This is a genomic window from Iodobacter sp. CM08, from assembly GCF_033446605.1.
Taxonomy (GTDB): domain Bacteria; phylum Pseudomonadota; class Gammaproteobacteria; order Burkholderiales; family Chitinibacteraceae; genus Iodobacter.
The window spans coordinates 57,107-82,250 of sequence record NZ_JAWQUO010000005.1; the positions used below are offsets into that span (position 1 = coordinate 57,107).

Annotated in this window: 8 protein-coding genes; 5 read left to right on the forward strand and 3 right to left on the reverse strand. The window is 51.1% G+C overall.

Annotated elements, in window-relative coordinates; translation table 11 throughout:
* From R6242_RS03905 to R6242_RS03915, 3 genes are all read right to left on the reverse strand, one after another.
* Positions 1 to 14,604, reverse strand: a complete 14,604-nt coding sequence (locus R6242_RS03905; RefSeq protein ID WP_318423986.1) for a hemagglutinin repeat-containing protein — start codon at positions 14,602 to 14,604, stop codon at positions 1 to 3.
* Positions 14,605 to 14,625: 21 nt separating this feature from the next.
* A complete protein-coding gene (locus tag R6242_RS03910) occupies positions 14,626 to 14,775 on the reverse strand; it encodes an ESPR-type extended signal peptide-containing protein (RefSeq protein ID WP_318423989.1) in 150 nt (49 codons plus the stop codon).
* A gap of 103 nt (positions 14,776 to 14,878) precedes the next feature.
* Positions 14,879 to 16,630, reverse strand: a complete 1,752-nt coding sequence (locus R6242_RS03915) for a ShlB/FhaC/HecB family hemolysin secretion/activation protein (protein ID WP_318423991.1) — start codon at positions 16,628 to 16,630, stop codon at positions 14,879 to 14,881.
* Positions 16,631 to 16,999: 369 nt separating this feature from the next.
* On the opposite strand from R6242_RS03915, the gene R6242_RS03920 reads away from it, so the two are divergent.
* The 5 genes from R6242_RS03920 to R6242_RS03940 all read left to right on the forward strand — a co-directional run bounded on the left by R6242_RS03920 (position 17,000) and on the right by R6242_RS03940 (position 25,058).
* Positions 17,000 to 18,640 carry a DUF2138 domain-containing protein gene (locus R6242_RS03920; RefSeq protein WP_318423993.1) on the forward strand — a complete coding sequence of 547 codons (1,641 nt, stop codon included), beginning with the start codon at positions 17,000 to 17,002 and terminating at the stop codon, positions 18,638 to 18,640.
* A 77-nt stretch (positions 18,641 to 18,717) separates the two neighbouring features.
* Entirely contained in the window at positions 18,718 to 19,350 is a 633-nt protein-coding gene (locus R6242_RS03925; RefSeq protein ID WP_318423998.1) for a DUF1175 domain-containing protein, read from the forward strand.
* A complete protein-coding gene (locus R6242_RS03930) occupies positions 19,278 to 23,774 on the forward strand; it encodes an alpha-2-macroglobulin family protein (RefSeq protein WP_318424001.1) in 4,497 nt (1,498 codons plus the stop codon). Before R6242_RS03925 ends, R6242_RS03930 begins: the two co-directional genes overlap by 73 nt.
* A gap of 109 nt (positions 23,775 to 23,883) precedes the next feature.
* Entirely contained in the window at positions 23,884 to 24,291 is a 408-nt protein-coding gene (locus tag R6242_RS03935) for a DUF2300 domain-containing protein (protein WP_318424004.1), read from the forward strand.
* Positions 24,288 to 25,058, forward strand: coding sequence for a YfaP family protein (locus R6242_RS03940; RefSeq protein ID WP_318424006.1), 771 nt, complete (start codon positions 24,288 to 24,290; stop codon positions 25,056 to 25,058). The genes R6242_RS03935 and R6242_RS03940 overlap by 4 nt, the downstream gene beginning before the upstream one ends.
* The last annotated feature ends 86 nt before the right edge of the window (positions 25,059 to 25,144 follow it).

A 25,144-nucleotide genomic window follows, 5' to 3' on the forward strand; every position in this document is an offset into this window, starting at 1 on the left:
TTACATAAACCTCACTGATGCGGCCTTAATTACACCATTTGTCTTTATTTCAATAGACTTTTGAATTTCAATACGTTGCTTTACAGTTACTGACTGCCCCCGAATATCGATTACCACACTCTGTTCCATCCCTTTTGGTAAATGTGTTTTTCGATCTAACGCTTGTTGACTAATATTCGCAACTAGATCGGCAGCTCCATTTGGCCTAGATAAATTGTAATTTTTAACTTCAACCGACCAACTGCTCATTCCCCCATCAACCCAATCTGGTTTGACTGACCCCAGCGTATTCGGGGGTACTGGCTTGCCATCTTTAAAGGCTTGTTGCGGTTTTGCATTTGCAGGTAAATCTTTGCCAGTGTCGAGTTCAGACTGCCGATGATAATTTGGATTTGGATTGTCTACTTTCGTTGATTTACCACTTGTTAACGTGTAATAACCACCAGTACTCAACTCAAAAATTGGATGACCATTCGCATCAGAGCTACCCGTTGGTAGATATTTCCCATTTTGCGGCCCCGTAATCATACCATTGTCGTCAATTTTATAACCTTGCGGCAATCTGGACTGAATTGCATCCCTGGAAAAACTGGTGACACTCTTTATCGACCCAAATAGTCCAACTGCAACTACACCAGCCATGGATTGATCAAGTGCAAGCGCTTGTTCATCACTAACAACCTTAACCCATGGAAATACTGACTGCCAACGATGGCGAGCACTATCCGCTTCGCGCTTTTGAATTCCTTTATCGTTTAGAATTTGGTTTGAATCACGATCATTTTTGGAATCCATGCGATTCAACGCATCAAGACACCATTTGGCACTTCCACAGAAATACTGAGGAGACTCCTTGCCAACCTCACCACCTACATCATCAAAATCAGCCTTGGTCATCAAAACCTCATCACCTTTTTGTGCCAACCCGACCTTAGAACGGCATGCCTTTGATGAAGGGTCAGTACAAACTGCCAGTAACTTGCTATGTTGGTCTGATTCTAATGACTCGTACGCTTTAATTACAGGCTCGGCACAAGCTTTAGGATTAGCTGCTTTAACACAAGCAGCTAGCTCCCTTGCAAATTTAATCGTCTGTGTATCAGTTAAATAATTATTCTCCATCTCAATCTGCGCCGCATTATTTGCTGCCGCTGCATTGCCATCCGTGGCCGCAACAATGCCGGTGATGATGGAGCCCACCAGATTCTTACGTTTTTCCTTCTCACTGGCCGTCATCTTATCTGCGTTGGTGTTTTCTATTTCAGACAGAACGTTGTTGATGACTACGCTGGAAGCGGCCCCAACGGCGGCGCTGCTGCAGTTGCTGGCGGAGGCAGCTGCTCCGGCGCAAGAGGCGATGGCGTGTAGGGCGGCGCGGACGTTTTGGCTAGTTTGGTTTTCTTCTCCCTTTTGGGTCTGGAAGCTGTCGGCGATGTCTTTGATCTTTTCAGCGCCGATGCTCTGTAAGTAAGCCACAGAGGCGTTTTGCACTAGTCCCGTTACGCCGCCGCTGACATTACCACCCACTGCGGCTTGCAGTGCGGTCATGGCGCGGCCGTAGTCTCCGCCAGGCGTCCATTTATCTGCTTCGGTTTTAATTGCTGCAAGTTGATTCAGAACGCTCTCACTGGCTCCTTGTTTCTTGGCTTGCTCATACTCTGCTTTCGCCGCATCCGCCTCAGCCGTGCGGTTGGCCATAAAGGTATTGCCTTCTTGCAGGAAGGTTTTGGTGGCGCTGAATAGCTCGTTGATTTTTTCAGGCTTAAAATCATTGGCAAGGTTTTGCTGCGCGCCATCTGTATCGCGGCTCAGGCTGGCGATGGTTTCGGCGGCAGTTTTACCGGTCAGCTCTTTTTGCTTGGCTTCGTCGGTGATGGTGATTTTGGCGGTGGCGATGGCGCTTTTGGTGGTGCTTGTGCCATTGTCCCCAGCGCTGAGCGCAACTGGCATGGTGGCCGTCACGCCACTTGGGCCTGCGTCGTAGAGTTTGCTACCAGAAGGGGCGGCGGTTTGATCGCCAGCTGGGGCTTTGCCATCTTCTGGTTTTTTCTCAGTGCCGCCCATGCTAAAGCCACCGCCAATGCCGATGCTGCTGGCGCTGTATTCGGCGTGGTTGTTGATTTCTTTTTGCGTGAGCGTGCCGGTGCTGAGGCTGTTGTCGTCCGACTTGCTGGCGATCACCGCACCATTTAGATCGGTGTTGTTTTTAACCTTAATCTCAAAGCCATCTTTGCCTGCAAATAAGCCGCTTTGCTCTTGCACCGCCGCGTAGTCAGATTTCATCTTGTCCTGACTGATGCTGGCGCTGCCGGATACGCCAACGCCCACCGTCACGCTGGCGCTGACGCTGCTTTGCTTGCTGTCAAATTGGCTGGTGTCTTGGCGGCTAGCGAGTTTTAAATCGCCGCCGATGTCGGCAATGATTTTGCTGCCGCTCACAACGGCGCCTTCGATGCGGGTGTCGTTGCCGGAGTCCAGCGTCAAGGTTTTACCTGCGTTGATGTGGCTGTTTTGCTGAGCGGTGTCTTTGCCATCGGCATTACCGCGGCTCAGGCTGCCGTTGGCAGTCACACCATAGCTAGCGCCGCCTTGCCCAAAGGTAATCGCAACACCCGCACCCCAGCTGGAGCTACTGTTTTTGCTATGCTGCTCGCTCTCGTCCAGCGCCGATTGCAAGTTGATATCGCCATCCGATTTCAGCTTGATGTTGCCTTTGGCATTGATCTCGCTGCCCAGCACATTCAGTTGGCTGGCTTTATCGCCCACCGCCGAGATTTGAATATCCCCGCCCGCGTTTAAAGTGCTGCCGCTGTGACTGATGCTGCTGGTTTGGGTGACGCTCTCCGATTTTGATTCGCCATAAGTAATACTCACGCTCACCGATTTAGGATCTGCAGCAGCGGCTTTGGCGGCATCAATGCCGTTTTTAGCGGCCAGCGCAGCCGTGCCCACCGATAGTGCTTTTACACGGCTATCTTTGGATTCGCCCGCAGTTTTTGCTGACTCTGCCACGGTTTGTGCTGCTTGCAGCACACTCAGTACCGGCGCACTGAACGCAACGGTAATACCGCTTTGTTTAAAGGTTTGGGTTTCGGTGCTTTGATGGCGATCCTGGCCAGGGTCTACCGTGACTTGCTTGCCTTGGATCACCATATCCCCAGCCAGCGCAGATAGATCGCTGCCAGTGACTTGAACGGCATTGCCCGCCTGAATCGTCAGCTTGCCCTGCTCGCTGCCCACCAAGCTGCGGTTCTGGCTTTGAATACTGCCATCGGCATCGGTATGGGTTTGTTGCTCTTGTTTGCCGTAAGTAAAGCCAAACCCACCACCACTAAAGAGGCCGGATTTGCTTTCTTTTTTATCGTGAATATCCTTACTGCTATTAGTACCTGCGGTGATTTTAACGTCGTTGCCAGCTTGCAATAGCACGTCTTGGGTTGCGGCAATGGCACTGCCGTTGACTTTGATATCCTTGCCTGCCTGCAAATCAATTTTATTGCCAGACAAGCTATTGCCAACCGCCTGAGTGGTTCGGCTGAAATCATACGTTGTCGTGGTTTTGCTAGAGAACCAGCCACGGCTATGGCGGTAAGTTTCTTGCGTATCCGTCTGTGTTAGATCGATCGAGGCGAGCTCGATATCTTTTTTAGCCGCTAAGCTCAGTAGGCCTTTCTCTGCCAGCAGGTCTGCGCCTTCCAGGCTGATATTGCCATCTGGGCCGACGGCTTTAATGCTGAGATTCTGCCCAGCCGTGACGCTGCCGCCCTGTAAGCTTTCTTTACTAAAAGCATGCCGATCGTACTTATCATTACCTGCGCGCTGGTCGTCTCCGGCTAGGCGCTCTTTTACGGCTTCGATCTGTACGCTCGCGCCTTGCAGGGTTAAATCTTGCCCAGCGTGTACATTCGTGCCGACGAGGCTAAGGCGATCGCCCGCCACCACAAGGGCCTTGCCGCCTGCGCTGATGCTGCTGATATTTTGCTGAGTGGATTGCTTATCCAGATAACCCGTGCGCCCACCGGCCCAATCACCATCGGTGGCCAGATGCAGGCTGCTGCTGGTGGCGATGCTTTGGCTATCAATCTTGCCTACGGCTTGCATGCTTAGATCTTGCGCTGCCTGTACGCTGGCGGCTTTAAGCAGCAGATCGCGGCCTGCGCTCAGGCTGATTTCGCCGCCTTGCACAGTCGCTTGCCGGTCTAGATTAGATTGCTTGGCCGTGCCCGCCGCGTTTGTAGTTTCAACCATCGCCAGCGTTTGCAAGACAATATCGCGGCCCGCACTCAGGCTAAGTTTGCTGCCCTCGCCCATGCCCACAATCTGGCCGGATTGATTTTGTAAATCATTATTGGCATGGATAAAGACTTGCTGGCCGCCGATTTGCCCGTGATCATTGAATACATCACGGCCCGCATTCAGCGTGAGTTTGTTGCCCACAATGCTGGAATTGCGGTTCACCAGATCTTCGCTACTGCTTAAATGCACTTCACGCGCAGAGATCACCGCCCCGCCAAGTTGCAAATCACCTTGCTCCAAGCGGCGCAGATACACCTGCGGCACCAGCACATCCTGCTTGCTGCCATCGGCCAAAGTGACGGTTTGCGTGGTCAGCCAAACCAGATCGGTGGTTAATAGCGCCATTTGCTCAGCGCTCAGTGCCACACCAGGGGTCAGCTGATATTGCTTGGCAAAGCTGATCCCCGCATCCATCAACGATTTAAATTCGCTTTCGGTATCACGGTAATCGCTTAAAAAGCGTCGGCCGGTGAGCGCTAAAATCTGATCATTAATCAGCTTTTGCTCAAAAAACCCATCGCCATAGCGCTTTAATTGCTGCGAAGGATCTTTAGCCAGATCCTGGCTAAAGTAATCCGAGCTTAAAAAACTGCGCTGATTGGTAAAACGCGGATCGGTTTCAACTAAATAGCGCTGATTTGGGGCGGTGTGTAGTTTAAATAGGCTGTTATTTGGCGCAATTAAATTAGGCAGCATGGTTAATACCCGCCCCTGCTGGCCTAATTGCGTGCTTTGTACTTTAGGCCCAGCCAGTGCACTGGTTTTCGCCATTTTGGTGTCTTGCGCATCTTTAAGCTGCACTTTGGCCGTGTCGCTCATTTGTGCTTGATCAACCGTAGCCTGTACTTGCTGCTTATCGGCTAAAAGATCAGCACTTTGCCCCGATACTGGCCCCATTGCCGCCAGCTGCTTAGCACTTGGTGCATTGCTTTCTTTAATTAAACCCGTAAGTGTGGCTTTCGCCATTTGCGCCTGCTCTACATCGGATTTAGTCGGTCCTCTAGCGCCACCCAATGTGGCTTGCTCTGCCTGCTGCATTTGCGCCGATGACTGCTGCACCAACGTAGCCGCACTCACCCCACTTAATTGCGCTTGGCTAATATCGGCCATCTGGGCCTGATTTGCCTGCTGCCGAGCCGCATCAGTCACTTGGCCATTTTGCTGCTGGCTGGTAGCAGAGCTAGCCAATTTATCAGCAGCATGTTTACCTGCATCAACTAGGCCCAGCTTGTCTTTTACAACTCCCGCACCAGACACTCCTTCATAAGTCACCGTCATTAAGGGGATAGATACTGTTTGAGGGGGCAAGGTAAGGGCTTGCCAGTTTCCACCATTTACCCCCACCGAGCCTTTTAGCTCTTCGGTGCGAGTACCCTGCTGCTTGCTGACGTTATTGATATTTTTTACATCGCCCAGCAGCAGGCCGCCTGCCACCAAAGCGCTATCTTGGTTATTAATCGCCGAGCCATGCAATGTCATATTGCCACCGGCAATAATTTTGCCGGGCGCAGATTTTTCTACCGTGCTTTGGGTGATGGTTTTGGAGTCGAAGCGGTATGTATTCCAGCTACCATAAGTGCGGGAATCGAGATCGTTGTTGAATGCCATTAAACGATTAAACAACTCTCCTTGATTCCGGCTTTTAACATCAATCAAACCAAACTTCGCCCAAATTGGGCTTGAATCATCATATTTTAATTGTTCTACAGGGCGGCTACTACCACCACTCCCAGCAGAGCCCCCTCCTCCAGTCTGAGCAGGAACATAATAAGGCAATGCATATCCTGTATGCCCAAATACCAATTCAGGATAAACCAAGCTAGACTTTACTAAGCCCTGCCTGCCCGTATAGTAATCATACTGCCCTGTTCTATATCTCTCCTGCTCCCTATACTTAAATTCCCCTGCATCATAGCGTTGCCCAGTCCCATCAAAAAACTCAATTTGATTAAGCGCCACTTTCTCAGTCGTCGTCTTTTGCTTTATGTCCAAATAAATATTTTTATTCTCAACCGTATTAGCTGAAATCAATAAATTATTAGCAATATCAATCCGGCTGGATTCATTATTCAACACACTCATCTGGCCCTGAGCATTGCCTACGGCATCCAATCCACCCGCGATAGCTGCATTGCCCAAGCTAAAAATCAGCGCACCATCCTGATTACCCGTGGTATTTAAATTATTCAGCGTTCCAGCGCCCAGTTGTAAATCTGCCCTTGCAGCAATTACTCCTGTATCGCGGTTATTAATGGTTTGTGAACCAATAGATAGCTTATCGCCATAAATACGGCTGGTGTTATTGATTGTGCCTGCATCAATACGCACAGCAGAGCCATCAATTAGGCCATCACCGTGATTATCCAGCTGGCCACTGACATTAATGCGGGTAGATTCTAAGCTACTGATTTCGCCACGGTTATCTAAGTTGCTTGCCGTGATCGTCGTTTGATGATCGCTAATTAACTTACCCTGATTCAACAAATGAGCACTGCTTAATGCCAGATCTCCCTTCGCTTGCAATACACCCTGATGAATATAATCACCATTAATCGTCAATGATAAATCAGTACCTACTGCAATACTGCCTTCCAGATTATCAAGACTATTGCTATTGATATTTGCGCCTGCACTGGTTTCTACAACGCCTTTGCCATTATTAAATTGCGTAACAGCCAATACCATATTAGCGGCATCAATCCGGCCATTTTTATTATCTAAGGCAGAAGCCTTAATTGTTGCCTTACCGCCAATATTTAACTTTCCTTGGTTAGCAAACACCCCAGATAACACAATATCAGCATCACCCAAAGCTGTTAAAGCGCCTTGAGTATTATTCAGGCTTTGTGCCTTAATATTCAGTGCCGATTTACTTTCTAGCAAACCTGATGAATTATTAAAGTCTCCGCTCAGATTGATATTCTGGCTTTGGCCGCTAAATATATAACCTGCGGTATTCACTAGGCTGGCGGCATCCAATTGCAGATTACCACCGGCAATCAGCCCTTGCTTACCACGCAAATCGGATTGATCAAAATGACTCTGGGTATTGATAAAATCATGGCCCTGAGTATTTATATTTATATTTGATCCAGCCTGAATCAGCCCGCTTTGATTTAATACGCGGCCAGTGTTTGCGCTAATGCTCTCCACCGCAATGATCTGGCCCTGGCTATTATCCAAATCTGCCATATTGAGCTGAATATTTTTTGCCGCCAATATGCCAGTCTGGCTATTGTTCACCGTACCGGTCTGTATTTTTAATATGCCTGCATCGGCTTGAATCTTGCCATGCTGATTGTTTAAATCATGGCTGCTTAAATCAACATCACCTGTGGTAGATGCAATTACACCGCCGCTATTTAATAGGCCATGCGCAATCAGCGTCAGTTGGTCTTTAGCAAGGATGCGGCCATTACTGTTATCCAGAGCAGCACTGCTTACATTGAGCGAGCCATTTTTAGCCAATAGCGATCCGCCTGTATTACTCAGCGCATGGCCTTGGGTATTGATCGCTAATGATGCTTCACTACTGATCTCGCCCCCATCATTTTTAATGGTTTGAGACATAAGCTCAGTGCCTGCTGCACTACTAATTAGCCCGCTTTGATTATTTAAATCAGCGCTCGTGATTGCAGTTTGGCCTGCGGTGCTGGCGATTTTGCCTTGGCTATTATTGAGTGCGCCCGTTTGCAGATTCAGGGCTTGCCCTGCCAACACGCTGCCGCCTTGATTGCTCAGGCTTTGGCTGCTGACATCCAACTGCTGCTGGCTTTGAATACTGCCCTTGCTGTTATCAAGACCATTTTTAGCTTTTAACTCCAGCGCTGCGGCTTGAATCTGGCCGGATTGATTGCTTAAATCATCGGCATTAATCGTCAACGCGGCTTGGCTTTGTAGCTGGCCGGATTGGTTATTAATATGGCTGGCATTCAGCGTTTGCGCGGCTTTGCTGTAAATCTGCCCGCTGCTATTGTCCAGCTCGCCCGTGTTTACCGTGAGCGTGCCGCCAGAGATTAAACCACCGTCTGCTGCACTATGGGTGTTTTGGAGTTTTGCTACATCTAGCTGGGCGGCTTTGCCTGCTTGAATCAAGCCTGCATCGCTGATGAAATTGCCCGCGTTAATCTTTAGCGCGTCTTGCGCAATCAGCTGGCCGCGGCTGTTATCAATATTGGCCGCGTTCAAGCCAATATTTTGCCCAGCAAGTAAGCCGTGGTTATCTAGCTGCCCACTCTGAATATCCAGCGCCAGCTTGGCTTGCAGCTTGCCGGTGTTGCTTAAAGTTTGGCCGTGGGTGTCGACGCTGGCATTGCCCTCTACCGAGGCTATCGTGCCGCTGCTGCTTAATGCTTGGCTACTGATGTGCAAATCTTGCTGCGCCAAAATACGGCCATCGGCGTTATCTAATGCGCCACTTGCCAGCTGCATTTTGCCGTTAGCTAACACAGCACCGCCGTTGCTAAATGCTTGGCCGTGCGTGTCGATAGCTAGATCCGCTGCGCTGTTGATTTCACCGGCTTTATTGCTCAGCGCTTGGCTGCTGATTTGTGTGCCAGTAGCGCTGCTGATTAAACCTGCATCGTTGTTTAATGCAGCGCTGGTCAGATTGGTTTGGCCTGCGGTGCTGGCGATTTTACCTTGGCTGTTATCCAGTGCACCTGTTTGCAGGCTTACATTTTTCCCAGCCAATAAGCTGCCGCCTTGATTACTCAAGCTTTGGCTACTGATATCCAGCTGCTGCTGGCTTTGGATGCTGCCCTTGCTGTTGTCGATATTATTTTTTGCAGTAAGTATCAGTGCTGCGGCCTGAACTTGGCCGGATTGATTACTTAAGTCATCAGCGTTAATCGTCAACGCGGCTTGGCTTTGTAGCTGGCCAGACTGGTTGTTAATATGACTGGCATTCAGCGTTTGCGCGGCTTTGCTGTAAATCTGCCCGCTGCTATTGTCCAGCTCGCCAGTGTTTACTGTAAGCGTGCCGCCAGAGATTAAGCCACCGTCTGCTGCGCTATGGGTGTTCTGGAGTTTTGCTACATCTAGCTGGGCGGCCTTGCCCGCTTGGATCAGGCCTGCATCGCTGATCAGCAAACCCGCGTTAATCTTTAGCGCATCTTGCGCAATTAGCTGGCCTCGGCTGTTATCAATATTAGCCGCATTCAAGCCAATATTTTGCCCAGCAACTAGGCCGTGGTTATCCAACTGGCCGCTCTGAATATCTAGCGCCAGCTTGGCTTGCAGCTTGCCTGTGTTATTTAAAGCTTGGCCGTGAGTATCAATACTCGCATTGCCTTCTACCGAGGCTATCGTACCGCTGCTGCTTAATGCTTGGCTGCGGATGTGTAAATCTTGCTGCGCCAAAATACGGCCATCGGCGTTATCTAATGCGCCGCTTGCTAGCTGCATTTTGCCGTTAGCTAACACAGCACCGCCGTTGCTAAATACTTGGCCGTGCGTGTCGATATTTAGATCGGCAGCGCTATTGATTTCACCGGCTTTATTGCTCAGCGCTTGGCTGCTGATTTGTGTGCCAGTGGCGCTACTGATTAAGCCTGCATCGTTATTTAAAGCGGCACTACTCAGGTTAGTTTGGCCTGCGGTGCTGGCGATCTTGCCTTGGCTATTATTGAGTGCGCCCGTTTGCAGATTCAGGGTTTGCCCTGCCAGCAAGCTGCCGCCCTGATTGCTCAGGCTTTGGCTGCTGATGTCCAACTGCTGCTGGCTTTGAATACTGCCCTTGCTGTTATCAAGGCCATTATTTGTTTTGATGGTTAGCGCTGCGGCCTGAACTTGGCCGGATTGATTGCTTAAATCATCGGCATTAATCGTCAACGCAGCTTGGCTTTGTAGCTGGCCGGATTGGTTATTAATATGGCTGGCATTCAGCGTTTGCGCTGCTTTGCTGTAGATCTGCCCGCTGCTGTTATCCAAAGCAATCGCATTAACATTCAAAGCGCCACCTACATTCACACCGCCGTCTTTTGTGCTGTGCGTGTTTTGTAACTTGCCAACATCCAGCTGAGCGTTGCCGCCCGCCTGAATCAAGCCTGCATCGCTAATTAAATCTCCCGTCTTAATGCTAAGTGCACCTTGCGCAATCAATTGGCCTTGGCTGTTATCAATATGCCGGCTATTAATCGCCAATATTTGACCTGCCAGCAGGCCGTGGTTATCCAGCTTGCCACTGTCCAATTCTAAAGCTTGTTTGGCTTGCAACTTACCATCTTGATTACTCAAAGACTGGTCGTGGGTATCAATGCGCATGGCGCCTTCTACCGATGCAATCGTGCCTTGGGTATTGCTGATCTCTTGGCTATTAAGCTGCAGGTTTTGCTGTGCAAGAATACGGCCCTGTGCATTATCCAGAGCGGCGATATCTAGCTGCATCTTGCCTTGCGCTAGGATGCTGCCTGCAGTGTTGTTCAGTGCCTGCCCGTGGGTATCAACACTCAGATTGGCGGCGCTGCTGATTTCTCCGCCCTTATTACTCATGGCTTGGCTGCTGATGCTCGTGCCTGTAGCGCTGCTAATCAGCCCATTATCATTACTCAGCGCGGCGGTATTGAGGGCGACTTTGCCTGCTGTACTGGCAATCTTCCCTTGTGTGTTATCAAACACCTCAGCATTTAAAGTTAAATCCTGCCCAGATAAAACACTGCCGCCCTGATTGAGCAGCTGCTGGCTTTCAATTTGCAGCGTCTGCATGCCTTGCAGAGTGCCCTTACGATTATCCAGTTGCGTGGGTGTTTTAATGACCAGTGTTGCCGCTTGAATATGGCCGGCCTGGTTATCAATTTTTTGTGCATGCAGCGTCAAAGCAGACTGGCTTTGTAACTGCCCATCTTGATTACTAAGCTGCTGTACATTAATCGTTTGTGCCAAGCTGCTATGAATAAGGCCGCTATGGTTGTCTAAATTATCCGCATTCACAGTAAGCATGCCACCGACAATCACGCCACCTTCATTACCACTATGTGTATTGGCAAGCATTTGCACATCCAGCTGCGCATTGCCGCCAGATTGAATCAGCCCCGCATCGCTAATCAGCGCGCCGGTCTGCACTTTAAGCGTGTCTTGTGCAATCAACTGGCCTTGGCTGTTATCGGTATTGCTGCTGCTTATCGCTAGGGTTTGCCCAGCCACTACGCCGTGGTTGTCCAACTGGCCACTTTGAATGTCTAAAGCAAGCTTTGCTTGTAGTTTACCGTCCTGATTACTCAGGCTTTGGCCGTGGGTGTCGATATTCAGCGCAGCGTCTACCGAGGCAATCGTACCCTGAGTATTGCTCAGCGCTTGGCTATTCAGTTGGATATTTTGCTGAGCCAGCATGCGGCCTTGGGCGTTGTCGATGACTCCCGCGTCCAGCGTCATCTTGCCTTGGGCCAGAATTGCTCCGCCAATATTGCTCAGCTTCTGGCCATGCGTAGCAAGGTTTAAATCTGCAGCGCTACTGATTTCGCCCGCTTGGTTACTCAGTGATTGGCTGCTAATGATTGTGCCGGTGGCGCTGCTGATCAGGCCTTTATTGTTGATCAGCGCCGCGGATTGGATATCCGTTTTACCCGCCGTGCTGGCGATCTTGCCTTGGCTATTGTCTAAAGCGCCAGTGTGTAGCTGCAACTGCTGCCCAGCCAGCAAGCTGCCGCCGAGGTTTGTCAGGCTTTGGCTGTGAAGATCAAGCTGCTGTTGGCTTTGAATCAAGCCTTTGCTATTGTCCAACGCAGCGTGTACCTGTACTACTAAATCCGCCGCTTGAATCCGCCCGCCTTGGTTATTGATTGCATCGGCTTGAATATCCAACGCCAACTGGCTTTGCAGCTGGCCATCGATATTACTCAACTGCCCCACATGCAGCGTCTGTGCTTGATTGCTGTGAATTAAGCCTTGGCCATTGTCTAATTCGCTGGCATTAATAGCCAGCTTGCCACCGACAATAACCCCGCCCTCTTTTGTGCTGTGAGTATTGCTCAGCTTGCTCACATCCAGCTGCGCACTGCCACCAGACTGAATCAGCCCCGCATCGCTAATCAGCGCGCCGGTCTGCACCTTAAGCGTGTCTTGTGCAATCAACTGGCCGTGGCTGTTATCGGCATTGCTGCTGCTTATCGCTAGGGTTTGCCCAGCCATTACGCCGTGGTTGTCCAACTGTCCACTTTGAATGTCTAAAGCAAGCTTTGCTTGTAGTTTACCGTCCTGATTACTCAGGCTTTGGCCGTGGGTGTCAATATTCAGCGCAGCGTCTACCGAGGCAATCGTGCCCTGAGTATTGCTCAGCGCTTGGCTATTCAGTTGGATATTTTGCTGCGCCAGCATGCGGCCTTGGGCGTTGTCGATGACTCCCGCGTCCAGCGTCATCTTGCCTTGGGCCAGAATGGCTCCACTGATATTGCTCAGCTTTTGGCCATGCGTAGCAAGGTTTAAATCTGCAGCGCTACTGATTTCGCCCGCTTGGTTACTCAGTGAGTGGCTACTAATGATTGTGCCGGTGGCGCTGCTGATCAGGCCTTTATTGTTGATCAGCGCAGCGGATTGGATATCCGTTTTACCCGCCGTGCTGGCGATCTTGCCTTGGCTATTGTCTAAAGCGCCGGTAATGAGCTGAACATTCTGTCCTGCCAATAAACTGCCGCTTTGATTGCTCAGTGTTTGGCTAATTACATCTAACTGCTGCTGGCTTTGAATGAAGCCCCCATTATTATTCAGCACACCCGCCGATGTTAACGCAACTTCCAGCGCCTGCAGATGGCCGCTGTTCTCAATTTTACCGGCATTTAACACCAGTTTTTTCTCACTCAGCCAATCCCCACCCGCAATACTGGCCGAATCAATAATTTGGGCTGTCAGCACGCCTTTACTTACTATTTTTGCCTGTGAGGTTTTTAAATGCTGGGCCGATAGGTTTAACTCACCCTGGCTAATTATTTGCCCCTGATCAATTAAAACATCCCCAGCATTTATATTAATAGCGGTATTACTTTGCCACTGACTGGCAATGCTGGCTAGCTCGCCGACAACAGCTATATCCAATACTGCTTGGCTATTTATTATCGCTCGTTCTGCTTTAAATGATGTGGCTTTTAATTGAGACCCAATGGCACTCATCAATTGCGTATCAGCCAGGTTTATTTGACCTGCATTTAAATTAAGCTTGCCCTGAGCCTGCCACACCCCACCTTGATCAGACCATTGCCCCGCATTAAAGTTAATGTTGGCTGCGCTATATAGTGAGCCACTATTTATTGCATCTTTTTCAACATCAAGATTTAGTAGCCCATTGCCCTGTTGAATAATTAAGCCGGTATTATTTAAACTGACAGCATGGAGTTTTAAATCACCACTACCAATAGCGCTAAGCGTACCTAATTGATTAAGCTTGCCTGCCGCCTCTATCGTCATGCCCGCTTCGCTCTGGGTTTGCCCAGTTAAACTCATCCCGTCGCTACTTTTAATGGATAAATTTTGCTTAGCGTAGCTGTCTTTAAGCGTGATCTCACCCTGACTACTTAGCTGTAGATTCCCAGCAAGGGCAGCAATTCGCCCTGTGCTATTGACGCCAAGGCCTTGCTCAGTGGCAAGCAAATAAACCTGATTAGCATACATACCGCCCAGGCTTTTAATATCAACCGCAAAGCGCGGCACTCCACCTGTGCCTGCAAGCCCATTCGTTTGCAATGTGCCATAAAGAATTTGATTTGCACCGGTAATGCTATTGAGGTTTTGTGCCCAAACTTCTCCCTCTAATACCAAACCGCGCGCCAGTAAATCGAGCTGGCTTAGCTGGCTACCATTTAGCCCAGATTGACCAATCGTTAATACCCCTTGGCTAACATTCAGGGCATGCAGACGGCCTTGCTCAAACTGTGGCGTACCGGTAGTGAGCGTCACCCGATTAGTGTTGATAAATCCACACGCATCACAAAGCAAGCCATTCGGATTAGCAATAACAATATCGGCTCGCCGCCCTGCTACTTCCATCGTACCGCGTAATTGCGAGGCATTTGTGCCAACCACTTCATTTAGAATAATCCGCGCGGGCGTAATCCCCAACTGTGGATTAGCCGTAATCCAGCCACCTAATTGCGTTTGAACATTGCTATTGCTGTTATTTAAAATAAGACCATTTTTATTAACATTAAATTCTTTAAACTGATTGTGTGAAACACCGCCAACAGAAGGTGGTGCAATATGCACAATCGGCACGCCATTGGCTGCCGCATCCAGAATAGGCCGCACACCGGCAGGGCCAGCGGCTGTTATTGGTAAATCTTGAGCCTGCACTTGCCCCATCAGTGCCATAGCTAAAGCCAAACTCGTACGCCAACCTTTAAGTTATCCTCTGCTTTGCATAAGCGGCACTGAAACATTGCCCGCCCCACCTTCACCACTGGCACATTTCCCCTGACGGTGAGATGTTTCAGCAACAGCCATTAATAAACCACGGTGAGCATTAAAAACAAGGCGGTAACGATTTTGGTTCATAGCGTTAGACTCAAAATTAAAATACTTTAGACGCGCCACTTCGGCCAATAGGCGTGGCACAGGCAAGCCCGTTACTCACAGGCTTGAGATCAAAAAGCGGGAATTAAAACGACAAGGTGACGGAGCCGTACCACACATATGGGTCGGCATTCATCCCTTCTGGCTGATGTAAGGGTGAAGCTGCGCTTAAATCAAACTGCGCTTTTTTCCATTGCCCACGTAAGCCTAAAACAGTGCCAGCCAATTTATGCCCAGTCAGCATTGCATCACTTGGCCCCCATACTCGGCCATAATCTAGGCCGCAATACGCTTGTAAACCCAAGCCTTCTGGCATAGGCAGTGAGGCGCTCAGCTCATTACGCAAGTAATAGCCGTTTTCTGCCATGAGTACGGTGTCCCCATCAAAACCGCGCACGCTGCTACGCCCGCCGATGCTGATGTGCTCATTATTCAGTGTGGTGTCTGGGGTAGATTGCCCGTGCAAATTAAAGTTGTATTGCATTGACTGGGCAGCCATTTGAAAGGGTAAAGCCACGCCTAAATCGAATGTGGTGATGCTTGGGCGTAGCGTTAAGCCATTGGCCATTTCTGCAGGGTAATCATCTTCTGCCTCATACCAGCCACGGCCACTTTTATAATTTAAAGCTAAATCAAAGCTAACGGCCCCCATAAGCTGGCGATAATTCATACCAAACTCTTGCTGCGTTGTACGCCTGCGTTGCACGATTAATTCCACGTCATCCAAATAGCTATTTGAACGGCGTGAACTCAGTGCTGTTGAGATAGAAAACCGCGCTGAGCTGGTGCGGAGCAGCTGATATTGCCAACGCAAATCAGCACTTTCACTTTCACCACTGGATAAGAAGCGCGTTGTTGTCCCCGCTACCCATTGTGCAAATTTGCTACTACTGTATGTGCTAGAAAACGTATGGTTGCCCCAAGGAATACTGTAGCTCGCCGAGACAGACTGGCTTTGATGATCGTTATCTGGATTTTCAGCATTGCTATTGAGTGATAGATTCAAAATATCATTCAGACCCAGCGCATTATCAAAAGCCAAATAGCCAGAGAACTGTGTACGCCCCAATGAAGCCGAGCCGCTATTATCTAGCGTTAAGCCACCTCGCAAGCGCTGCAGCAAATCCCCACTTTGGCGATCAATAAAAACCACACTAGTATCTGGCTCTGAGCCTGGCTCCAAGCGAGTCACAATATGCTGACTAGGCAAACGATTCATTTGCTCTACGCCCTGCTCCAGATCATGCACATTCAGCACATCACCCGCACTCATCACCGGCCAGCTTGGAAACGCATTCACCCAAGTGCCCCAGCGCGTATCTTCTTTACCCCCATCCTGCATTTGCACTCCCGCTATTCGCCCAAGATGCAGTTGCAAATTTAACTCCCCACCCCCCATATTTTGCGGAGGAACCACCACGCGTGATGTTGCCAAGCCTAAACGAAGCAGCTCGGCATCTGCCGCAGCGGCAATCTGGCTTAAACCATTCACGCCTGCACACTGCCCCGTAAAAACACTAAAAACCTGCTGATTAAGGGCCTGCAACAACCACTCGGGCAAAGGCTGCCGTGCAGCAGGAGCAAAAACATGAATCTTCTTCAGCACAAAGCAAGGCTGCTCAGCTGGTAAAACAGCAGATAAGGTAGGCAGCGTTGTTGCTTTTAATTCATCTGCACTGGGTTTAAGTGTCTGGTTAAGATCGCGAATTCTGTCTTCTTGACGGCGCAGAGCATCCTGAACACTCTGGCCTGCAGGTTGCTGCGAAAGGTTATCGGCAAGAATAAATGGGGAAAATAAACTAGCAGACAAGCATAAAACACGGGTAAAGGGGAGCATAAGAGACACTAGTAGGTTATTTTAAACACATGCTTAGCAATAATTTAGTACGTAAGCATAATTAATCAATGATATTCCAACCTTGCTAGTGCAGTAAACGAACTCACATAAAAAACAACAAAAACAACAAAAACACAGAAAATAATATTTACACGTCAAATAGAGTTGCAAATTACACAACCATTAAAAACACCCCAAAACTAGCAAAATTAGCATAAGCAACTGACTCTAAAAGAAGTTCACACTTTTAGCGGGTAACACACAGCTAGTTGCAAATAAAAATACTGACGCACATATTTCACCCTATAATATTCAACCTGAAAACAGCTTACAATTAAATTGGCCCATCATCTCTCCAGCGATTCTTTTATGAAAAAAATACAGACAAAATGGCTCGTAGCGGTTGCTTTGGGGGGGCTGACGGTGGCGGGGGCTTTTTGGGCTTTGAAGCCGGCGACAGAAATCCCTCCCAAGCTGGATACGCCGATTATTGCCCTACCCGCAGGGCTGGCAGTACCGGACTTGGTGGTGGCGACGCCAAATTTAGCTGCATTGCCGGCCGCGCTGCTGAAAGTGCCGTTCTTTAAGCAGGTATTTACCGAAGATGCGGTGGATTATTACGAGCACCACCCAGATAAGCTGGGGCTGGAAGGCGCCTTGCGGCGAATTGCTTTTGAGCATGAGCTTAATCTGCAAGATCATTTTATCCATGCGCTTTTATCTGAGCCCGCCGAAATGGCGATGTGGAAAAGCGATGATGGCCGCCCAGGACACTGGGTGCTGCGTATCGAAAAAAACAATTTTGCCAGCCTACTGAGCTGGATTGCCAAGGCCGCGCTAAGCGACACACAGCTAAGCGTGGATGGCAGCATCAATAAGATTCCACTGTATAAGCTGCAATTTGGTGGCGACGATGCGCTGTGGTTTTTTAGCCAGAATAATAAGCTGGTGGTGCTTTCCGACAAAAGCTGGCTGGAGGGCAAACAAGCGGCGGCTTGGACCAAGCTGCTGGTTAAACTCGCTAGCGACACCCCCAATCCTTTACTGCAACATTACGGCGTACAAGCTGCCAGTAGTGGCCATGCCGTAGTGGCGAATATGCGCTACCTGTCTTTTGGCTATCAAAGCCTCTTTGGAAATGTAAAAGCAGTGCGTATGGATATCGCTGCGGCCGATAAGCAAACCGGCTGGTTCAGCCATATTTTACTTAATCAGCAAACCCGCTGGGACGGCATGCCCTTGTGGCAATCCGCCCCAGATGGCGCTGCGCTTTGCCTTTCTGCCCCTGTAGACTGGAAAACGCTCGCTCCTGTCAGCAAAAAAGCCAACATCCCCGCCGATTGGCTGGCGCAGCTAGAGCCTGCGGCAGGTGTGTGCTGGTATCCAGATTCATCGCTATACAGCCCCTTACTGCTGGCGCAAACCAAAAAACCAGAGCAATTTGCCAAGCATGCACCGCAGCTATTCGATTGGCTGATTGGGGCCAGCGAAGCGGGATTGCGTGATGAGGAACACGCTCGCCTGCCGGTCAGAAAAAGCAAGAAGGATGGTGGCTTGCTGCTGCAACGCGCCGTTAGCGCCAATGATGGCAACCTAAGCAAAGACGCCAAGGACGCCGCGCCTGGCGCAGATAAAATCACGTCTGGCCGCTACTTTGATGTCAGCATGGCGCAATCTGGCGCATCGATTGTATTCTCTCCCGATCGCAAGCTCGTCACCACCGCGATGGATGTACAGAAGAAGCGCTACGCCGCACTGGCAGACCGGATGGAAGGCCCAAAGCAAGGCTATATCGCCCCCGAAGCGCTTTCGCAGCTACTCCAAAAAGCCACGATGGCCACCCTACCCGGCGAATCTCAACCACTCATGCAAAGCGCGGCGGTAACTTACCTGCTGCCACATATCAAGGCCATCGCCGAGTTCCCTGACACCGGCTTGCAGCTCAGCCCCAGCAGCGACCAGCGCAAGGATCAGCACTGGGAAAGACTAGAATGGCGTAAGCCTAAGTGATGAATTAATGTCGCATAGCAAAACCAAAGTCTTGAATCACAGAGAACGCACGATCCATACCCCACACAGGCCCAATATTGAGTCAGTTTTTAAGCGCCCTTCTGCTGCTCTGCCTTAGCGCAATCAGCCAAGCCGCCGAGCTAAATACCGCGCAAACACAGGCGTTCAGGGGCTGGTTTGTGCGGATTATCAATGAGCAGCTACGCCAAGGCCCTAACCCGCGCTGGATGCATAGGGATTGTGCTGGGCTGGTGCGCTTTGCCGTGGCAGAGGCTTTGCAAAAACATGATGCAGCATGGTTGCAAAGCAATGGCATTAGCCGTGCAGGCCTGCCGCCGGAGGTGGATTTAGCGCCAGAGCGCCGTGAAGCGATGCGGCATAACTGGAAGCTGGCCGATGGCAAGCAAGCGGCCTATGTAGCCGCGTTTGGCCTGGTGCAAAACAACGCCCGCCTGATCGGCAAGGATATTAATCAGGCTGAGCCTGGTGATTTACTGTTTTTTGACCAAGGCGACGACCAGCATTTGATGGTCTGGACAGGTCGTTATATTGCCTATCACACCGGTACGGTTAGCCCCAAAGATACGGGGCTAAGAGCCGTAAGAATCGATCAATTAATGCAATGGAAAGACACGCGATGGCAGCCACGCACAGACAATCCCAATTTTATCGGTATCTATCGCTTGGCTTTCTTGCCCTCTGGCTATTAATCAGCCAGAGCTTTGCCGCCGATTACGCCGTAAAAGGCAGCACCTTTTATCTGCTTTCTGACAGCGGCTTTGCCAGCACAGAAACCGCTACCGTGCGCCTAGAGGCCAGCACTTACGACGCCCAAAATTACGGCGGCGTGGATATTCTGGTTTATCACGTACCCAAGCCGCTGGATTTTTTAAAGCAACAGAAAGACCCGCATAAGCTGAACTTAAAAGGCAACTATCAGGGCGAAGGCGCGGCCAATGCGCTGCGCTATCTGTGGGACCAATGGTATGCACGCTCGCGCTTGGCTTGGCAGCGGGTTTTTTCTGCGCCCGCTCGTGGTGCAGTCACCCATATTGCACCCGTACTAAAAACCCCGCCGCCCACCACCACCCGCTATACCGCAGCCCGCCAGTACCAACCCTTAAAAGGCTTTGAGCTGGTGGATGAGTTTCGCTACCCGCTACAAAACGCCAAGCCCGAAGCCCCCAATGCAAGACTAGAAGGCAGCAGCAGCGAGCGCGGTGTGACACCTGGTAATGTGCGAGTGCCACTGGGCAAACTCAAACCGGGCCTTTATATTGTGGAAGGCTATATGGGCAGCTACCGCGCTGCCACCTTACTGTTCGTGGCCGATACCGCGCTTTTTACCAAGGTTTCCGCCGAACAAATGCTGGCATGGACGGCACACAAACAAACGGGGGCCGCCGTCGCAGATAGCGAGCTGGTCTGGAGCGATGGCAACGGCAGCTTAAAATCGGGTGATAGCGATAAAGAAGGCATCGCCATTTTCAAGAAAACCTCGCCCGAGCAAAGCTACGTTTACGGCATCGACCCACAGGGTGGCGCCATGATCTCGGAAAGCTTTTATTACCCTGCCGAGGTCAACAACAGCAAACTGTATATCTCCACCGACCGCCCCCTCTACCGCCCTGGCGACACGGTGAATATTGCGTTAGTTGGCAGGGAATTCACCAGCGCCCGCGAGCATAGCCACCTTAAAAGCGAAACCGTGCAGCTGATGCTGCGCGATCCGGCGGGCACCGAGCTATCCCGCCAAGAAATTAAAATCAGCGCCGACGGGGCCACCACCCACTTTACCCTGCCCGATAATGCCGTGGCAGGCGGCTATGATTTGCGGCTGGTTTATCAAAACACGCCTTACGCCGCGCCGTTTCGCGTGGCCGAATATACCAAGCCACATTACGACATCAGCATTGATTTAGACAAAGCAGCACTCAAAACCGGCGAAGAAGTCAGCGGCAAAGTCAGCATGCGCTACCCCGACGGCCGCCCCGTGGCCGGTGCATCGGTAGAGCTGGTGCTACGCAGCCAGCGCGTTTCCATGGTGAATGACGAAGTGCAATACCAAGGCTTGTTTCCACTTAAGCTAAGACAAGACACGCTTAAGCTGGATGCCAGCGGTAATGCGCGTTTTAGCCTACCCGCCGCCACCGATCCTAGCCGCTATGTCTTGCGGGTGATTGGCAGCCAATCTGGCGCTTACCCCGTCACCGCCAGCCGCGAAGTGCTGATCGACAGCGCCGCCAGCCGCTACCGCCTTAGCCCTGATACGCAATTTGCCTCAGCAGGCGAAACCGCCCGCTTTAAAATCATCAGCGATTGGCCAGGCAGCAACAAACCCGCCAGCTGGAGCGCCCAGCGCTTAGAAGACCGCAGCAGCCAAACGGGCAAGGTGGCGAGCGCAGAGCTGGCGATTCAGTTTAAGCAGGCAGGTAATTATCAGATTCGCCTGCTCGACGCCACTGGCAAAGAGCTAGGACAAACGCCTTTTATTGTCAGTGGCAAGGGCTTAAATGTCGCGCCTGGCTCGATCTCGCTATTGTTTGATAAAGAAAACTATCAGCTTGGCGAAACCGCATCAGGCATGCTGACTTTCCCAGAAGACGTCAGCGATGCGCTACTCACCCTTGAGCTAGAAAACGTGCAGGAGCAAGCTACGCTGGCCAAGGGCGCTAGCTGGCTTAAGCTGGCTAAAATCAGCGCCCGCCAGTGGAAAATCAGCCTGCCGATAGAAAAAGATTACCGCCCAAATATGACCTTCTCGGTGCTGTACGTAAAGCACGGCAGTCATAGCTTTCAGAACCGTGGCTTAGCGGTGATTCAGTCCAAGATTGATGTCAGCATCAAGGCGGATAAAAAAGAATACCAACCTGGCGATCTGGTGACCTTGGAGCTAAGCAGCGCGGTGGCGGGCAAAGGCGCAAGCGCGCAGCTTAGCCTTGGTGTGGTCGATGAAATGGTTTATCTCTTACAGCCCGAAATCACCCCAGATATCTACGACTTTTTCTACCACGCCCGCCGCAATGCCGTGCGCACCAGTGCCAGCTTAAATTTCTATGGCTACGATATGGCTTGGTCGCCACGCGCCGCTGGCAGCGACGAAATGCGCTACAGCTCCCGCTCGCAAAAAATGCTGGTGCGCCCACGCCGCGACAATATGGATACCGCTTACTGGAATGGCGCACTTAAAACCGACGCCAATGGCAAACTCAAAATCCAGTTCCGCATGCCCGATGCGCTTAGCCGCTGGCGCATCACCGCCCGCGCCATCGATAACGACGGCATCGTTGGTCAAAAAACTCACTATATCAACTCGAATAAAGCCGCCTATGTGCAATGGGCAGCGGCCAGAATCTTCCGCGAGGGCGACACTCCAAGCTTACAAGTAGCCATCACTCAGCAAGCAGAAAAAGCGCAGTATCAACTGGTGGTGCGCGCGGGCAATGCCACGCAAAAAGAGCAGACGCTCAATCTTGCCAAAGGCACAAACTATGTAGCGATTGAACCTGGCCCGCTGCAAAACGGCCAGTTGATTGTGGAGCTAAAACAAGGCGGCAAGCTGATTGATAGGTTAATTACCGATCTATCACTACGGCCCGCGCAAGATTTACAAACCGTAAGCCAAAGCATTAGCCTGCAAGATGGTAAGGCCGAGATCAGCCTACCTGTGGATGCACAAAATGTGCGCTTACAGCTACTGGATAGTGGTGACGCGGCTTTTCGCAGCGTGATCGACGATTTAATTGCCTACCCTTACGGCTGCGTAGAGCAAACCGCCAGCCGCTTATTGCCACTGGCTATGGCTTACCAAAAGCTGGCCGACGCACCCGCACCCATGCGCGAAGTATTACGCCAGCGCATCGAAACGGCCCGCTTACGCTTACTAAAAATGAGCGATTCTGGTGCAGTATTTAGCTGGTGGGGCGACAGCACGGCGGCCGACCCGCTGCTATCTGCTTACGCCCGTCTTGCCGAACAAACCGCCAGCCGCGCACTGGGCCTCAGCCCTAGGCTGAGCAATTCAAAATCATTCCAAGCGCTTTACGCCAATAGCGTGATGCCGCCACTGCATCAGGCGCTCACGCTATGGATGGCGGATGCCAGCGGGGAAGCCACCAAAACCCAGCTCTCTGGCCTTGTGGATCAGCTCGGTAAAACAACCGCAAAGCAGACTGCGACCAGCGTTAATATCATGAATGAGCCAGACTCGGCGCTGGGGCAACAGGCCGCGCTGGTCTTGGTCAGCAAGCTGGCCAGCCAGCAAAAACTAGCGCTACCAGATGGCATCAAAGCCGCAGCCAAGGCCGCTACCACCACTCTGCAACAAAGGCCAGAGCCTTGGCTACAAGCCTTAGCTGCATGGAGCAGCGGCGATAAAACCAATACGCCGCGCCTTTTAGCGGCGCTCAGCCAAAACAGCCCCACACTGGAAAGATCGCTGGCGCTACTTTGGTTACAGGACGAATGGAAAACCGCCAAAGCCAGCACACTGGCTCCAGACGGCAGCTGGCGTAAGCAAACCGGCAGCAGCGGCGGTATTGAATGGCTACTCAAGGGCAAGGCGGGTGAAAAACTACCGCTACAAATCGCCAAAGCGCCTAAGGAGTTGGCCGCTACGCTTAAATACGAAAGCGTAGTTAAAACCGCCAGCACACTAGGTGTCAGTATTCATCGCCAGCTGTATGTTTTAGTCCCCACCGCAGACGCGGGCTTTAGCGCCAAGGCAGTGGAGTGGGGCAGCAAGCTCGCCACGGATAAATTGTATGTGGACGAAATTGTGCTGGATGCTAAAAAAACCTATCGCTATGGCTTACTAGAGGCCGCCCTACCACCCGGCGCAGTGGTTGAAGAGCAGCATTGGGGCCTAAAAATCGACAATCTGCCAGGCCAAGATAAATACGAAGATGAAGAAGGCCAGGAACAAAACACGCTAGCGGTGCAAGCCATGCAGCAAAAAGCCCTCGGCTATGCCATGCCCGTGCCCAAGCTAGAAGGCAAAACAGTGATGCGGCAAATTGTGCGCTTCACTCAAGCCGGACGCTTCACCCTGCCGCCAGCCCGCTATTTCCGCATGTATCAGCCGGATGAAAGCGCGCAGGAAGAAGGCGCGGCAAGGGTGGTGGAGATTCGATAATGAATGGCTATTTTTGGGGAAAATATCGTAGGGTGGGCACGCCCTTGTGCCCACGCGTCAGCGGAGCGTACCCGCGCGTCAGCCATGCGTACCCGCGTAGAGAAGTCCTATGAGTAGCTATATTTCCATGCCCTCACCGCGCATGCGCTTACACGCGTGGGCACAGCTGCCCACCCTACTCTTGTTGATCAGCAGCGCCTTGGCGCGTGAGCCAGTTTGCTTGCCTAGGCCAGATATTCAGCAAAAATTGGCCACGCTGGCCAAAGGCTGGCACGGCAGGCTGAGCCATGAAGAGGGCTATGCACCGCCTACCGCATTTACAGTTTGTCAGCTGCATAGCGGCTTACCTTACGCAGACCACCAGCTGCAACGCATTTACATCCGTAATCTAGCGGGGGTAAATGATGAAATCACTCTTGCTCATGAATACCTGCATCTGGCATTCAGCCACCACCCGCGCGGGCGTAATGAAACCTTTATTGAAACCATGGCGCTTAGCCTGGTGGAGTCACCATGAAATACTTACTGATACTGCTGCTTATCCCCCTTGCCCAAGCTGAAGGCCTGCGGCTGGATTCCCCCGCTGGTGGCTGGCGCAATACCACCGGCAAGGCCGAGCGCTACACCCAAAACGTGCAATATCCAGCCACGCTGGTGAATACTCCCGAAAATCAAGGCAAGCTGGCGCTGATCCGTGGCCATATCGGCAAAACACCCAAAACCCCCGCCAAAGGCGAAGAAAACAAACCCTATCGGCTGATCGTCAATGGTGTGCCCATGCCGCTACGCATTGACGAAGACGGCAGCTTCTCCCGCCCCTATTCTTTTAGCCGAGGTGCAAACAGCGTAGAAGTACGCAGCCCTGATGGTAAAGAGCGTGCCGCCAGCCAGTTTTACGACAGCAATAAAGAGCGCGCCCAAACCAAACTGCGCGTCGTGCTTTCATGGAATACCAATAGCACTGACTTAGACCTGCACGTGATTAGCCCCGATGGCGAACACACCTACTATGGCCATCGCGTCAGCAAAAATGGCGGCGCACTGGATGTGGATGTTACCTCTGGCTACGGCCCAGAAATCTACGCCAATCCCAGCCCGCCCAAAGGCCGCTATCTGGTCTATGTAAACTACTACGGCGGCTACAGCGCCCCCCCCGCCATGACCATCGCCCAACTGAGCATCATCAATAATGAAAATACCCTGCACGAAAAACAGCAGCTATTCAACGTGCCCATGCGTAAAACAGGGGATTTAACCCTAGTGGGCAGTTTTGTTTATCCCTAGGGATTCACGCAGGCAAAAAGCGCAAGGAAACACGAGTAATAGAAGCCGTTTTTAACGCCGCACAACCCAAAAGTTAGACATCAAGT